Here is a 13,114-nt window from a genome sequence, read left to right on the forward strand (position 1 = left end):
GTGTCGGGCGACCAGGCGCACTGGGAAGAGGTCTACCGCAACCGCTCGACCCAGGCGGTGAGCTGGTATCGCCCGCACCTTGACGTCTCGCTCGCACTGTTGCGCCAGGCGGGCCTGGAGGCTTCCACGCGGCTGGTGGACGTGGGCGGTGGCGCTTCCACGCTGGCCGACGATTTGCTGGCCCTGGGCCTGACCGACATTACCGTGCTGGATCTGTCGCCGGCGGCGCTCGACGTCGCCCGCCAGCGGCTCGGACCACATGGCGGGACCGTGCGCTGGCTTGCCGGCGATCTGCTGGAGACCAACCTCGGGCCGGCTGCCTTCGACCTGTGGCACGACCGCGCGGTCCTGCATTTCCTTACCTCGCCCGCCGAAACCGCACGCTATGCCGAACAGGCGGCACGCGCCGTGCGACCGGGCGGGTATGCCGTGATCGGCGGCTTCGCGCCGGACGGCCCGGAGCGCTGCAGCGGGCTGGCGGTCGCACGGCGCTCCGCGGGCGACATCGCCACACTGCTTGGCCCGGCATTCCGCCTGGTCGACCAACGCACGGAGCAGCACACCACGCCCGGCGGCTCCACCCAGGCGTTCGCCTATGCGCTGATGCAACGCTGCTGATGCATCGCCTTTTCCGCGCGTGCCCGGGTCCAGGCTGTCACGGCGCGTCGCGTTTCATCGGGGCTTGATCGCCGATCGGCGACGGTAAGGCTTTCCGCCGCCCGGAGACCGCCATGAGAAACGATGCCCCGCACGACGATGCGGACCTGCGCAAGCTCGGCGAACTGATCGATGACATCGAAGTGGCCATGATGACCACGCTGGCCCAGGACGGGTCGCTGGTCAGCCGTCCGCTGCAGACGCTCAAGCTCACTGCCGACGGCGAACTGGTGTTCTTCACCGCCGCCGACAGCGCAAAGGTCGACCAGCTCACCGACGACCTGGACGTCAATCTCGCCTACGCCAACCAGGACGACAAATGCTATGTCTCGGTGCGCGGTCGCGCGCGCATCAATCGGGACCAGGCGCTGATCGAGGAGCTTTGGTCGCCCGCGCAGAACGTGTTCTTCTCCGGCAAGGACGATCCCAATCTCACCGTCCTTCGCGTGCGCGTGCGCGACGCGATGTACTGGGAGTCGTCGGGCAACTTCGTCGAGCGCGCGCTGGATTTCGCGCGCGGCATGTGGAGCGAACAGCCTCGGGACCTGGGCCACCAGGGCCACCTGCACGGTTGACCGCGCGCCGCGTCAGGCGCTTTCCAGCACCTGGCGCAACTTGCGCCCGAGTTCGGCAAGCGTATAGGGCTTGCCCAGCAGCGGGGCATCCGGCTCCGTGGCGCCATTGCGTTGCGCCGCAGGTGGCCGGGTAGCCGGTGGTGAACAGCACCTTCAGGCCCGGCCTGCCGCGGCGCGCAACGGCGCGGAGTGTCCGCCCGACGCCGTGAACCGCCCAGCAAGCGGGCTGAACGCCTGCTCAGCCCGGCAACGAGGCAAGGCGCGAGGCCAGCTCCTCCAGCCGCACGTCAGCGCCACCGCCGGGCGAAACACGTTCGGCCAGGCTGCGCTCGGGCGTGCGCCCCTCGCCGGCCGAGGCGGCGGCAGCGGCCGCGGCACGGTAGGCATCGCGGAACGGCACGCCGGCCGCCGCCTGTTCGATGGCCACATCGGTGGCGAACATCGCCGGCTCGATCGCCGCGCGCATGGCCGGCTCGTTCCAATGCATGCGGGCGAGCAGGTCGGGGACGAGCTCCAGCGCGGCGAGGCCGTGGGTCATGCCGTGGAAGATCGAACCCTTGGAGAACTGCAGGTCGCGCTGGTAGCCGGTCGGCAGCGACAGCAGTTGCTCGATCTCGCAGCGCGCCGCGGCCACGGTCGCGTAACTGGCGCGCAGCAGTTCCACCACGTCCGGATTGCGCTTGTTCGGCATGATCGAACTGCCGGTGGTGTATTCCGGTGGAAGGCTGACGAAACCGAATTCGGCGGTGGTGAACAGCGACAGGTCCCAGGCCAGGCGGCGCAGGTCCAGCAGCGCGCTGGCCAGGGCTTCCAGCGCGGCCAGTTCGAACTTGCCGCGCGAGAGCTGCGCGTAGATCGGCGAGAGCTGCATGCGCGAGAAGCCCAGCGCGGCGGTGGTGTGCGCGCGATCGAGCGGCAGGTTCACGCCGTAGCCGGCGGCAGTGCCGAGCGGGTTGGCATCGATCCAGGCCAGCGTCTGGCGGGCGCGCAGGGCGTTGTCGATGAAACCCTCGGCGAAACCGGCGAACCACATGGCGGTGGAGGACACCACGGCGCGCTGCAGGTGCGTGTAGCCCGGCAGCGGCAGGGCCGGCTGCGCCGCGCGGTCGAGGCATACTTCCGCGACGGCGCGGCAGTGCCGCGCCAGCGCGTCCAGCTTTTCCTTCAGCCACAAGCGCGTGGCGACCAGGATCTGGTCATTGCGGCTGCGCCCGGTGTGTACGCGCCGGCCAGCATCGCCGAGCCGCTCCGTGAGGCGCGCCTCGATCGCCGAATGGCCGTCCTCGTAGCGCTCGTCCAGCACGAAGGCGCCCGAACGGAAATCCTGCCCCAGCGTGTCGAGCTCGCGTCCGAGTGCCGCGGCCTCGGCGGCGCTGACCACGCCGATGCGTTCGAGGCCCTCCACGTGCGCCTTGCTCGCGGTGATGTCATACAGGAAGAACTCGCGGTCCAGCAGCACGTCGTTGCCGGCGAGGAAACGCATGATCCGGGCGTCGGTTTCGACGCCGGCCTTCTGCCACAGGAGGTCGCTCATGGCTGGTCGTCCGGTTGGAGGGGGGAAAGGGCTTGGCGCAGGAACGCGACCGCGTCGTCCGGGGCCATCTCGCGGCGTCCGCCGCTGGCCCGGTGTTTCAGCTCGACGCTGCCCGCATCCAGCCCGCGCGGGCCCACCAGCACCTGCCAGGGCAGGCCGACCAGGTCCATGCGCGCAAACTTGGCGCCCGGCCGCTCGTCGGTATCGTCGAGCAGGACGCTCAGGCCGGCCGCGCGCAGGCGGGCGTACAGCGACTCGCAGGCGGCATCGACGCGGGCATCGCCGTGCTTCAGATGCAGCAGGCCGACCTGGAACGGCGCCACACCCTCCGGCCAGACGATGCCCTGCTCGTCATGGCTGGCCTCGATGATCGCGCCCATCAGCCGCGACACACCCACGCCGTAGCAGCCGCCGTGGATCGGCCGTTCGACACCGTCGGCGTGGCGCACCATGGCGGTCATCGGCACCGAGTACCTGGTGCCGAAGTAGAAGATCTGGCCGACCTCGATGCCGCGTGCGAGCACTTGCCGTTCCACTGGCACGTCGCGCTCGAACCGATCCGCCTCATGCACGTCCTCGGTGGCGGCGTAGGGCGCCGTCCACGCCTCGACGAGCGGCGTCAGGTCACTGCCGTAGTCGACGTCGGCGCCTGGCACCGGCAAGTCCAGGACGGCCCGGTCGCAGAACACCGCCGACTCGCCGGTCTGCGCCAGCACCAGGAACTCGTGCGAGAGATCGCCGCCGATCGGGCCGGTTTCCGCACGCATGGGGATCGCCTTGACGCCCATCCGGTTGAACATGCGCAGATACGCCACGAACATGCGCTGGTAGGAACGGCGCGCGGCGGCCTCGTCCAGGTCGAACGAATAGGCGTCCTTCATCAGGAACTCGCGCCCGCGCATCACGCCGAAGCGTGGGCGTTGCTCGTCGCGGAACTTCCACTGGAACTGGTAGAGGTTGAGCGGCAGGCTGCGCCAGGAGCTGATGTAGCTGCGGAAGATCCCGGTGACCATTTCCTCGTTGGTCGGGCCGTACACCAGCTCGCGCTCGTGGCGGTCGCGGATGCGCAGCATTTCCGGGCCGTAGGCCTCGTAGCGACCGCTCTCGCGCCACAGGTCGGCCAGTTGCAGCGTGGGCATCAGCAGCTCGACCGCGCCGGCACGGTCCATTTCCTCGCGCACGATGCGCTCGATGTTCCTGAGCACGCGCAGGCCCAGCGGCAGCCAGGCGTAGATGCCGGCCGCCTCCTGCCGGATCAGGCCGGCGCGTAGCATCAGCCGGTGCGAGGCGATCTGCGCCTCGGCGGGGTTTTCCTTGAGCGTGGGGAGCAGGTAGCGGGTCAGGCGCATGGCAGTGTCTCGGTAGCGGACAAGAGGGCAAAGGCGACGCTGCCCCGCCTCACGGTCGCGCTGCCGGCGTCACCGGAACGCCCGTCAATTCGCCCTGCCCCAGCGCGCGGTTGATGTTCTGCATGGCCTGCGTGGCGGCGCCCTTGAGCAGGTTGTCCAGCGTGGCGACCACCACCACGCGACGTCCGTCGAGGGCCATGGCAAAGCCACCGATCTCCGCGTGGTGCTTGCCGGCGATACGGCTGACCCACGGCGCCTCGTCCTGCACGCGTACGAGCGGCTCGTCCTGGTAGGCATGGTTGAACCGGGCCATCACGTCCTCGCGCTTCATCGCCCGTGCGAGGTAGAGGTTGCAGGTGACGGTGAGGCCGCGGAAGTGCGGCGCGACGTGCGGCATGAATTCCACCGGCACGCCCAGGCGCGCCGAGGTCTCACGCTCGTGCATGTGGCCGGTGAGCGAATACGGCATCAGGTTGTCGCGCAGCTTCTCCGGATCGTTCTTGTCCGAGGGTGTGGTGCCGGCGCCCGAGTAGCCCGACACGCCGAAGCACACCGGCGGCGCGGCGAGCAGGTCCTTCAGCGGCGCAACCGCCAGCTGGATCGCGGTGGCGTAGCAACCGGGATTGCTGATGCGCCGCTGGCCACGCCAGCGGCCGCGCGTCAGCTCGGGCAGGCCGTAGTACCAGCGCTCGTCGAAGCGATAGTCCGCCGACAGGTCCACGATCAGCGGATCGGCGCCGGCCTTGTCGAAGGCTTCCACGCAGGCGCCTGCCTTGCCATTGGGCAACGCCAGGATCACCACGTCGGCGCCCAGCGCGGGCAGGTCTTCATGTGCCGGGGCGCTGTAGCGCAGCTCGCCGGCGTACTCGGGCACGTGCGCGTCCACGCGCTGGCCCTCCAGTTCGCGCGAGGAGACATAGGCCAGCTGCAGCGCCGGATGCCGCGCGATGAGGCGGATCAGCTCGGCACCGGTATGGCCGCGCGCGCCGACGATGCCTACGGTCTTCTTGTCCATTTTCTCCAGCCTCACGCTGCGTTGTTCGTCAGGGGGGCGGCATCGACCAGCGTGGGCAAGCGTTGCGCGCAGTGGGCCACGCAGCGCTCGATCAACCGGAAGTCATCGATGCCATACCAGTACACCTTCCAGCGCGGCTGCTTGAGCGAACCGTCGCATTCGGCGTCGTAGAACGGATTGATGTTGTTGCCGTGGCGCGAGCGCCAGAACAGTCGCGGGTTGGCCTCGCGCATCACCAGCCACACGGCACGCCCGAGGCCCTCGCCCTGCGCTTCGTCGAGCACGGCGAACTTGTCCAGGTAGGCCATGCCCTCTTCCTGCGTCAGGATCATCGCGGCGCGGTAGTTCTCGCTTACGTAGATACGGTACGGCCGGGTGCGCTCGAAGTAGTCCGGCACCAGCGCGCGGCCGAAGCTCGACTCGATCAGCACGCGCAGGCGTGCCCGATCCACGCCCTCCCACGAATCGAAGCTGAGCACCTTCTCGCCCCGCCGAACCAGCGTGCCCGAGCCCTTGTGGGTGAACAGTTCCTTGGCCAGCTCCGCCGGCCGCGTGATCGACACCGACGAGGTGAGCGGCAGGTCGGCCAGCAGGTCGGCGATTTGTTCGATCTTCAGGCGCATGCCGCCGTCGATCCACGGCTGCGCCATAAGGTGCTCGTACTCGGTGGAGAGGTTGATCGAGTCGATCACCTGGCCATCCGCATCGAGCAGCCCGCCCGTGCCGGTGAGGAAAACGATCTTGTAGGGCTGCAGCACGCGCACCAGTTCGTTGGCGGCGATGTCCGCGTTGATGTTGAGCAACTGGCCCTCGGTCGTCTCGCCCAGGCTCGCGATTACCGGAATCGCATTGGCCCGCAGCGCGGCCTCGATCGGCGCAAGCTCGATGCCGGTGGTCCTGCCGACCATGCCCAATGCCTCGCGGTCCAGGTAGTCGGACATGAACACGCCCGACGCCACCGACACCGCGCGCGTATCCATCGCATGCAGCGCATCGACCAGGCGCAGGTTCTGCTGCTGGAACACGCGGCGCACCACGCCCATCGCCTGCGGCGTGGTCACGCGCAGCCCGCCGACCGTCTGCTTGGCGATGCCGGCCGCGGCCAGTTCCTGGTCGAGCTGCGGGCCGGCGCCGTGCAACACGATCGGCGTCAAGCCGACCTGTTGCAGGAACGTCAGCGAGGAGGCGAGCGCCGGCAGGTCGTCGCGCAGCACGGCGCCGCCGACTTTCACTACCGCGAAGCGCTTGGCGTCGACCTGCGAGAAGCGCTTGAGATACTGCTGGATTTCCTTCGCGCTGCCCATTGCCGAAAGCAGGCGGACGATGGTTTGGCGGGTGTGCTTATGCGTTTCCACGGCTGACGATCCGGTAGAGGGTTTCTGCGTAGTGCTGGAGCTGGTCCAGGGCAACCCATTCGTCGGCGCTGTGCGCCTGCGCGATATCGCCCGGCCCATAGACGAACGCCGTGTAACCGGCGGCGGAAAACAGCGCAGCCTCGGTCCAGAAGTCGACCGCATTGCCGACGGGGATCTCCAGCTCGTCCGCCAGGTCGCGCGCTGCCAGGCGCCTTGCTTCAGCGCTCGCGGTGTCGCCAGCGGGCAACGAGTTGCCACGGAAGGTTTCCTCGAAGTGCGCCGGTGCGGCATCGCCCAGGCTGCGGAAACCTTCGAGCAAGCGGTCGGGCTCCATGGTCGGCAGCGGGCGGAAGCCGAAGCGCACCTCGGCAGCCGGTGCGACCATGTTGGCCTTGATGCCGCCTTCCAAGCGGCCGATGTTGAAGCGCAGTCCGGTCAGTCCACCGAAGCGTTCGTGCGACTGTGCAGCGACGAAATCGAGTGCCGCCGCACCCCAGCGCACCGCCTGGTGCAGCGCGCTGTCGGTCGGCTTCTGCTCGCCCGACGCATGGCCGGCCAGGCCTGCGAAGCGCATCAGTACCGACTGGATGCCGCGGTGTGCCAGCACCGCCTCGCCGCGCGTGGGCTCGGCCACGATCACGGCTTCGTAAGGGCTTGCCGGGAACGCGGGGAAAGCGCGCAGGAAGCCGGCGACGCAGCGCGCATCGTTGGCTTCCTCGTCGGTGGAAAACAGCAGCGCCAGCGGACCGTCGGTGGCCTTTGCCACCGCCAGCAGCGCCGCGGCCGCCCCCTTGATGTCGCAGGCGCCCAGGCCGATCGCGCGATCACCCTCGATGCGGAGCCCGTGCGGATCGGCGCTCCACGCCGGCGAGTCCGGCACGGTGTCCAGGTGGACGTTGAACAGCAGCCGGGGCTGGCCGCGCACGGCATGCAGGGTCACGGCGCCGCCGCCGTGATCGGTCAACGTCACCCCGAAGTCGGGCAACTGCGAACGCAGGTAGTCGAAGATCCCGCCCGTGCCGATGGCCCGCGGCGGGTTGCGCGTGTCGAAGGCGACCAGCGCGCGCAGGTGGTCCAGCGTGGCATCCAGCAACGCGCTCATGCCGTGCTCCCGCAAGGGCCAACGCTTTCCCCGAGCGAAGGGGTGGCGAGCGTGTTGCTCATCCCTTCGCGCTCCGGTTCACTTCCGCCCACAGCGTCGAGCTCATGCCGAACAGCTTGATGAAGCCCTCGGCCTCCTCCACGCCCCAGTCGGCCGACTGCGCGTAGGTGGCGCCCTTGGCGTTGAGGATGTTCGGCGACTCCACCGCCACCGCCTCGACCGTCCCGCCGTGGGTCTGCAGCGACACGACGCCGTCGACGGTCGCCTGGCTCGAGGCCAGGAAGGCTTCCAGGTCGGTCTTCAGCGGATCGTGGAAGAAGCCTTCGTAGACCACCTCGACCCACTTGCGCGCCACCTCGGGCTTGAAGCGGTTCTGCTGCTTGGAAAGCACCGCCTCCTCCAGCGCGCGGTGCGCGGTCAGCAGCGCGATCAAGCCCGGCGCTTCGAACACGATCCGTCCCTTGAGCCCGATGGTGGTGTCGCCGGTGTACATGCCGCGGCCCACGCCATAGCGCGCGAACAGCGCATTGAGCTTGGCCAGTAGTTGATGCCCCGGCAGGCGCTCGCCGTCGAGGCTCACCGCCTCGCCGCGCTCGAAGCCGAGCTTCACCGCCAGCGGTTCGGACGGCCATTGAGCGCGCGGCTTGCACCAGCCGCGCGCTCCCTCGCCGGGCGCCTGCCACTTGTCGATCTCGCCGCCGGACATGGTCACGCCGAGCAGGTTCTCGTTGATGGTGTACGCCTGCTGCTTGGCGCGCACGCCGAAGCCGCGCTCTTCCAGGTACTTCTGCTCGTAGGCGCGCGTCTGCGTGTGCTGCTTCTGGATTTCCCGGATCGGCGCCACGATGCGGTAGTCGCCCAGCGCCTTCACGGCCAGATCGAAGCGCACCTGGTCGTTGCCCATGCCGGTGCAGCCGTGCGCGATGGCGTTGGTACCCAGTTCGGCACAACGCGCGAGCGCCGCTTCCACGATCAGGTAGCGATCGGACACCAGCAGCGGGTACTGGCCCTGGTAACCCTCGCCCGCCCAGACGAACGGTTTGACGAAACCGTTCCAGATGGCGGGGCCGCCGTCGACGGTGCGGTGGCTGGTTACGCCCAGCTCGTGTGCGCGGTGTTCGATGAAGGCGCGCTCCTCGGCGTCCACGCCGCCGGTGTCGGCGAACACGGTGTGCACGTTCCACCCCTGTTCCTTGAGGTAGGGCACGCAGAAGCTGGTGTCGAGGCCGCCGGAGAAGGCGAGGACGATGTCCTTGGAGCCGTCAATCGGGAATCGGGAATCGGGAATCGTAGAAGCGTTGGACATGGTGGCACTCGTGAATTGAAGATGGGTGGACAGCTCTGGAACGATTCCCTATTTCCTATTCCCGATTCCCTGCTGCTCAAGCAGCGAGGCCATCACGGCCTTCTGCACGTGCAGGCGGTTTTCCGCTTCGTCGATGGCGATGCAATACGGGGCGACCATGACCGCATCGGTCGCCTTGACGTTGCGGCGCAATGGCAGGCAATGGCTGAACAGGCCATGGTCGGTGAGCGCCATCTTGGCCTCGTCCACCATGAAGTGCCGGTGCGCCTCGCGGATCGGCTTTTCCTGCTCCCAGCGGCCGAAGTACGGCAGTGCGCCCCAGCTCTTGGCGTAGACCACGTGGGCGCCGCTGTAGGCCTCCTCGATGTCGTGGCTGACTTTCAGCGAGCCGCCGCTGCTGGCAGCGTTCTGCCGGCCGGCCTCCATGTAGCGCTCGTCCAGCACGTATTCGGGCGTCGGGCACAACAGGGTCACGTCCATGCCGAGCTTGGTGGCGATCAGCAGCGCCGAGTTGGCGACGGCCGTGTTCAGCGGCTTGGGATGGTAGGTCCAGGTGAGGACGTACTTCCTGTTCTGCAGATCGCCCAGGTGTTCCTTCAGTGCCAGCGCGTGTGCGAGCTCCTGGCAGGGATGGGTGATCGTTTCCATGTTGATCACCGGCACGGTGGCATAGCGGGCAAAAGCCTTGATGACGCGGTCGTCGCGGTCGACCGCCCAGTCCTGGAACTTGGGGAAGGCGCGCACGGCGATCAGGTCGACGTAACGGCTGAGCACCCGCGCCACCTCGGCGATGTGTTCTTCCGCTTCACCGTCCATCACGGTGCCGGCTTCGAATTCGATCGGCCACGCGTCCTTGCCGGGCGAGAGCACGATCGCGTGGCCGCCGAGGTGGAATGCACCCAGCTCGAAGCTCGTGCGCGTACGCATCGAGGGATTGAAGAACAGCAACGCGATGGACTTGCCGGCCAGCTGTTGGCCGCGCGGCGAACGCTTGAATGCGGCAGCCTGCTCCAGCAGGGCGTCGATCTCTGCGCGGCTGTAATCCTGGGTGGTGAGGAAGTGTCGAAGGGCCATGCTGGAAGCTCCTTTGAGGAGTGCGGCCACGGATGGCCGCTTTTGCTTCTGCGCAGATCGACCTGCGCACAAGTACTGGGTCTGGGTGGACCGCGACGAGTTCCATGCAACAAAAAACCCGGCGCGGTGGCCGGGTTTGTTCGTCGTTGCGCTTGATGCGCGTGCAGCGACAGCCTACCCGGCCGAATGTCGGACCAGCGGTCGGCGCGCACGCGAGGTCATGCCAGCGGCCATGCGGGCACTGGTGAGCACGGTAGCGGTGTAGACGGCTGCGGACATGGGACTTCCGGGTAGGGAGCCGGCATCATGCCGGCATTCCTGTGGCGGCGCAACAACTTTTTCTGGACGTCCATACGAACGGACGTCCAAAATAAAACCGCCGCCCTGAAGGCGGCGGTTTGCGAGAGCTGCGCCCGTTATTCGGCAGGCGCCACGCTGACGCGCACCCTCAGGCGCTCGCCCGGGTCGTAATTCAGGCGCGAGACGTAAACGTCGCCGTGGTAGCGGTATTCGACGTCGTAGCCCATCAGACGGCGCTGCTCGCTGACCGAGCTGACCTGACGGCAGCGGGTGACCGTGTCGTCGTACTCTCGCCCGCCCCGACCGGCCACGCCGTGGCCGACCGCGCCGCCGGCCACCGCGCCGGCGACCGTGGCCGCCTTGCGGCCATCGCCCTTGCCGACGGTGTTGCCGAGCACGCCGCCGATCACCGCGCCCAGCACGGTCCCGGCGGTGGTATTGCCGCCGCCCTCGCGACGCACGACCGGCTCGTCGTAGCACTCCTGCCGCGGTACTTCGGTGCGGGCGACGCCGTACACCGGATCGACCCTCAACACGTCGGCCCAGCCGTAGTGCGTGTTGGCATCGTCGCCTTCGGCGTAACGACCGTCCTGCGCCTGCACGGCGCCGGTGGCGAGGACGAGCGCGAGGACAGGGAGCAACATCTTGTTCATGGGACCTCCAGCATGGTCCGAAAAGCGCTTCTGCGCGATTGTCATTGCAACAAATTCACGCTGAATCAACGCTTAGAGCTCCTGGGGGATGACCGACGGGGTTGAGTCCGTTCAGCGTCTGTCGGCTTCCTGGGGAGAACCCGCGCTTCCCATTTCTCCCGCGAGCCCCGGCCCGTCACCCCACTCCTCTCCCGGGCTGGGAGAGGGGGCATGAGGTGGCCTGCTAAGATGCGCGGCTTGGCCGCGCCACCGACACGTCCGATGCCGATCACCCTCTACAACAGCCTCACCCGCCGCACCGACACCTTCGTGCCGCTCGATCCGCAGCGGGTGACCATGTATCTGTGCGGGCCGACGGTCTACAACTACGTGCACATCGGCAATGCGCGCGGCCCGGTGGTGTTCGACGTGCTGGTGCGGCTGCTTCGCCGGCATTACCCGCACGTGGTCTACGCCCGCAACATCACCGACGTGGACGACAAGATCAACGCCGCGGCGCTGGCCCAGGGCACGCCGATCGGCACGATCACCGACCGCTTCACGGCCGCCTACCGCGAGGACATGGCGGCGCTGGGCATCGCGCCGCCGGACATCGAGCCGCACGCCACGGCGCATATCGGCCAGATCATCGCGATGATCGAAGCGCTGATCGCCAACGGCCACGCCTACGCGGCGGAGGGACACGTGCTGTTCGACGTCGGGACCTACGCCGCCTACGGCCAGCTCTCCGGCCGCGATACCGACGAACTTATCGCCGGCGCGCGTGTCGAGGTGGCGCCGTACAAGAAGAACCCGACCGATTTCGTGCTGTGGAAGCCCTCCACGCCTGAACTGCCGGGCTGGGACAGCCCCTGGGGCCGCGGCCGCCCGGGCTGGCACATCGAATGCTCCGCGATGAGCGCGGCGCACCTGGGCACGACGATCGACATCCATGCCGGTGGCGTGGATCTGACCTTCCCGCACCACGAGAACGAGATCGCCCAGTCCACCTGCGCCCATGGCGGCGAGGTGTTCGCGCGCTGGTGGCTGCACAACGGCATGCTCACCTTCGACGGGCGCAAGATGTCCAAGTCGCTGGGCAACGTGCTGCTGGTGCACGAACTGCTCAAGCGTCACCCGCCCGAGGCGCTGCGCCTGTTGCTGCTGCGCGGCCATTACCGGCAGCCGCTGGACTGGTCCGACGCCGCGCTCACGCAGGCAGTGAGCACGCTGGACGGCTGGTACCGCGTGCTGCGCGACCTGGCCGACCTGCGCGTCGAGGGCGAGCTGCCGGTACCCGTACGGGTGGAAGCGGCGCTATGCGATGACCTCAACACCCCGCAGGCGCTGGCCGAACTGGCCCTGCTCGCCGACGCGGCGCGGCAGAACGGCAATGCCGACGCCAAGGCTGCGCTGCTCGGCGGTGGCGCGCTGCTCGGTCTGCTCCAGCAGGAGCCGGAGGCATGGTTCAAGCCCGGCGACGATGTCGTGGATGCAGCCCGCGTCGAAGCCTTGCTGGAGGAGCGCCACGCTGCCCGCGCGGCCCGCGACTTCGCTCGCGCCGACGCCATCCGCAACGAGCTGTCGTCCATGGGCGTAGTGATCGAAGACGGCGCGCAAGGCACGCGCTGGAGCATCCAGAAGAGTTGAACCTGCGTAGGGTGGGCTTCAGCCCACCCTACGCCGCCCGCGCGATAATGGACGCATGAACACCACTACCCCGAGCGCCGAACAGGCGCAGCAGGACATCGCCGAAGAGTTCGCCTTCTTCGGCGACTGGTCCGAGCGCTACCAATACCTGATCGACCTGGGCAAGCAGTTGCCGCCCTTCCCCGAGGAGTGCAAGACCGAGGAGCACCGCGTGCACGGCTGCCAGTCGATGGTGTGGCTGGTGCCCAGCGGCGACGCGGCCAAGATGCACTTCGTGGCGACCAGCGACTCGGCGATCGTCTCCGGGCTCATTGCCCTGGTCCTGCGCGTGTATTCCGATCGTCCCGCGGCCGAGATCGTCGCGACGGAGCCAGCGTTCGTGCAGTCGATCGGGCTGGCGAAGCACCTCTCGCCGACCCGTTCCAATGGTCTGACCGCCATGCTGGCCAAACTCAAGGGTTACGCGGCGCAGGCGCTGGCCTGATACGACGATCTCTGTAGGAGTAGCGCACCCGGTGCGCGACCGCGGCGCATGGCAGCACGGGTGCGCTCCTGCATGGGGCCT

The 13,114-nt window shown here is 68.2% G+C and carries 12 protein-coding genes; 4 read left to right on the plus strand and 8 right to left on the minus strand.

The window, feature by feature from the left end:
• Complete coding sequence (locus ACFWZU_RS11925) at positions 1-618, plus strand: class I SAM-dependent methyltransferase (protein WP_439701728.1); 618 nt, start codon at positions 1-3, stop codon at positions 616-618.
• Positions 619-731: 113 nt separating this feature from the next.
• Entirely contained in the window at positions 732-1,232 is a 501-nt protein-coding gene (locus tag ACFWZU_RS11930; RefSeq protein WP_439701729.1) for a pyridoxamine 5'-phosphate oxidase family protein, read from the plus strand.
• A gap of 238 nt (positions 1,233-1,470) precedes the next feature.
• Here the strand turns inward: ACFWZU_RS11930 and argH are convergent, their stop codons facing one another.
• The 8 genes from argH to ACFWZU_RS11970 form a co-directional block, all read right to left on the minus strand.
• Positions 1,471-2,766, minus strand: a complete 1,296-nt coding sequence (gene argH / locus ACFWZU_RS11935; RefSeq protein WP_439701730.1) for an argininosuccinate lyase — start codon at positions 2,764-2,766, stop codon at positions 1,471-1,473.
• Positions 2,763-4,115 (minus strand): proline--tRNA ligase, encoded by a 1,353-nt coding sequence (proS, locus tag ACFWZU_RS11940; protein ID WP_439701731.1) that lies wholly within the window; start codon positions 4,113-4,115, stop codon positions 2,763-2,765. Before proS ends, argH begins: the two co-directional genes overlap by 4 nt.
• Before the next feature lie 49 nt (positions 4,116-4,164).
• Positions 4,165-5,130, minus strand: a complete 966-nt coding sequence (gene argC, locus ACFWZU_RS11945) for an N-acetyl-gamma-glutamyl-phosphate reductase (protein WP_439701732.1) — start codon at positions 5,128-5,130, stop codon at positions 4,165-4,167.
• Positions 5,131-5,141: 11 nt separating this feature from the next.
• A complete protein-coding gene (locus ACFWZU_RS11950; RefSeq protein WP_439701785.1) occupies positions 5,142-6,434 on the minus strand; it encodes an acetylglutamate kinase in 1,293 nt (430 codons plus the stop codon).
• A 37-nt stretch (positions 6,435-6,471) separates the two neighbouring features.
• The gene (locus ACFWZU_RS11955; protein WP_439701733.1) at positions 6,472-7,587 is read right to left on the minus strand and encodes an acetylornithine deacetylase; all 1,116 of its coding nucleotides are present in this window, start codon (positions 7,585-7,587) and stop codon (positions 6,472-6,474) included.
• 58 nt (positions 7,588-7,645) lie between these two features.
• Positions 7,646-8,893, minus strand: coding sequence for an argininosuccinate synthase (locus tag ACFWZU_RS11960; RefSeq protein WP_439701734.1), 1,248 nt, complete (start codon positions 8,891-8,893; stop codon positions 7,646-7,648).
• A 48-nt stretch (positions 8,894-8,941) separates the two neighbouring features.
• On the minus strand, positions 8,942-9,967 hold the full coding sequence (locus ACFWZU_RS11965) for an N-acetylornithine carbamoyltransferase (RefSeq protein ID WP_439701735.1): 1,026 nt from the start codon (positions 9,965-9,967) through the stop codon (positions 8,942-8,944).
• A 416-nt stretch (positions 9,968-10,383) separates the two neighbouring features.
• Positions 10,384-10,920, minus strand: a complete 537-nt coding sequence (locus ACFWZU_RS11970; protein ID WP_439701736.1) for a glycine zipper 2TM domain-containing protein — start codon at positions 10,918-10,920, stop codon at positions 10,384-10,386.
• A 261-nt stretch (positions 10,921-11,181) separates the two neighbouring features.
• Between ACFWZU_RS11970 and cysS the strand changes: the two genes are divergently transcribed.
• Both cysS and ACFWZU_RS11980 read left to right on the plus strand, forming a co-directional pair.
• On the plus strand, positions 11,182-12,549 hold the full coding sequence (cysS, locus tag ACFWZU_RS11975) for a cysteine--tRNA ligase (RefSeq protein ID WP_439701737.1): 1,368 nt from the start codon (positions 11,182-11,184) through the stop codon (positions 12,547-12,549).
• A gap of 55 nt (positions 12,550-12,604) precedes the next feature.
• Positions 12,605-13,033 carry a SufE family protein gene (locus ACFWZU_RS11980; protein WP_439701738.1) on the plus strand — a complete coding sequence of 143 codons (429 nt, stop codon included), beginning with the start codon at positions 12,605-12,607 and terminating at the stop codon, positions 13,031-13,033.
• The last annotated feature ends 81 nt before the right edge of the window (positions 13,034-13,114 follow it).

The sequence above is a fragment of the Frateuria sp. GZRR33 genome (assembly GCF_051900425.1).
In the GTDB taxonomy this organism is placed as follows: domain Bacteria; phylum Pseudomonadota; class Gammaproteobacteria; order Xanthomonadales; family Rhodanobacteraceae; genus Frateuria_A.

What these genes read in the sequence shown, in the direction of transcription:
- ACFWZU_RS11950 (WP_439701785.1), bottom strand. Translation starts at nt 6,434, where the DNA reads ATGGGCAGCGCGAAGGAAATCCAGCAGTATCTCAAGCGCTTCTCGCAG.
- cysS (WP_439701737.1), top strand. Translation starts at nt 11,182, where the DNA reads ATGCCGATCACCCTCTACAACAGCCTCACCCGCCGCACCGACACCTTC.
- ACFWZU_RS11930 (WP_439701729.1), top strand. Translation starts at nt 732, where the DNA reads ATGAGAAACGATGCCCCGCACGACGATGCGGACCTGCGCAAGCTCGGC.
- argC (WP_439701732.1), bottom strand. Translation starts at nt 5,130, where the DNA reads ATGGACAAGAAGACCGTAGGCATCGTCGGCGCGCGCGGCCATACCGGT.
- ACFWZU_RS11970 (WP_439701736.1), bottom strand. Translation starts at nt 10,920, where the DNA reads ATGAACAAGATGTTGCTCCCTGTCCTCGCGCTCGTCCTCGCCACCGGC.
- ACFWZU_RS11965 (WP_439701735.1), bottom strand. Translation starts at nt 9,967, where the DNA reads ATGGCCCTTCGACACTTCCTCACCACCCAGGATTACAGCCGCGCAGAG.
- ACFWZU_RS11955 (WP_439701733.1), bottom strand. Translation starts at nt 7,587, where the DNA reads ATGAGCGCGTTGCTGGATGCCACGCTGGACCACCTGCGCGCGCTGGTC.
- proS (WP_439701731.1), bottom strand. Translation starts at nt 4,115, where the DNA reads ATGCGCCTGACCCGCTACCTGCTCCCCACGCTCAAGGAAAACCCCGCC.
- ACFWZU_RS11980 (WP_439701738.1), top strand. Translation starts at nt 12,605, where the DNA reads ATGAACACCACTACCCCGAGCGCCGAACAGGCGCAGCAGGACATCGCC.
- ACFWZU_RS11960 (WP_439701734.1), bottom strand. Translation starts at nt 8,893, where the DNA reads ATGTCCAACGCTTCTACGATTCCCGATTCCCGATTCCCGATTGACGGC.
- argH (WP_439701730.1), bottom strand. Translation starts at nt 2,766, where the DNA reads ATGAGCGACCTCCTGTGGCAGAAGGCCGGCGTCGAAACCGACGCCCGG.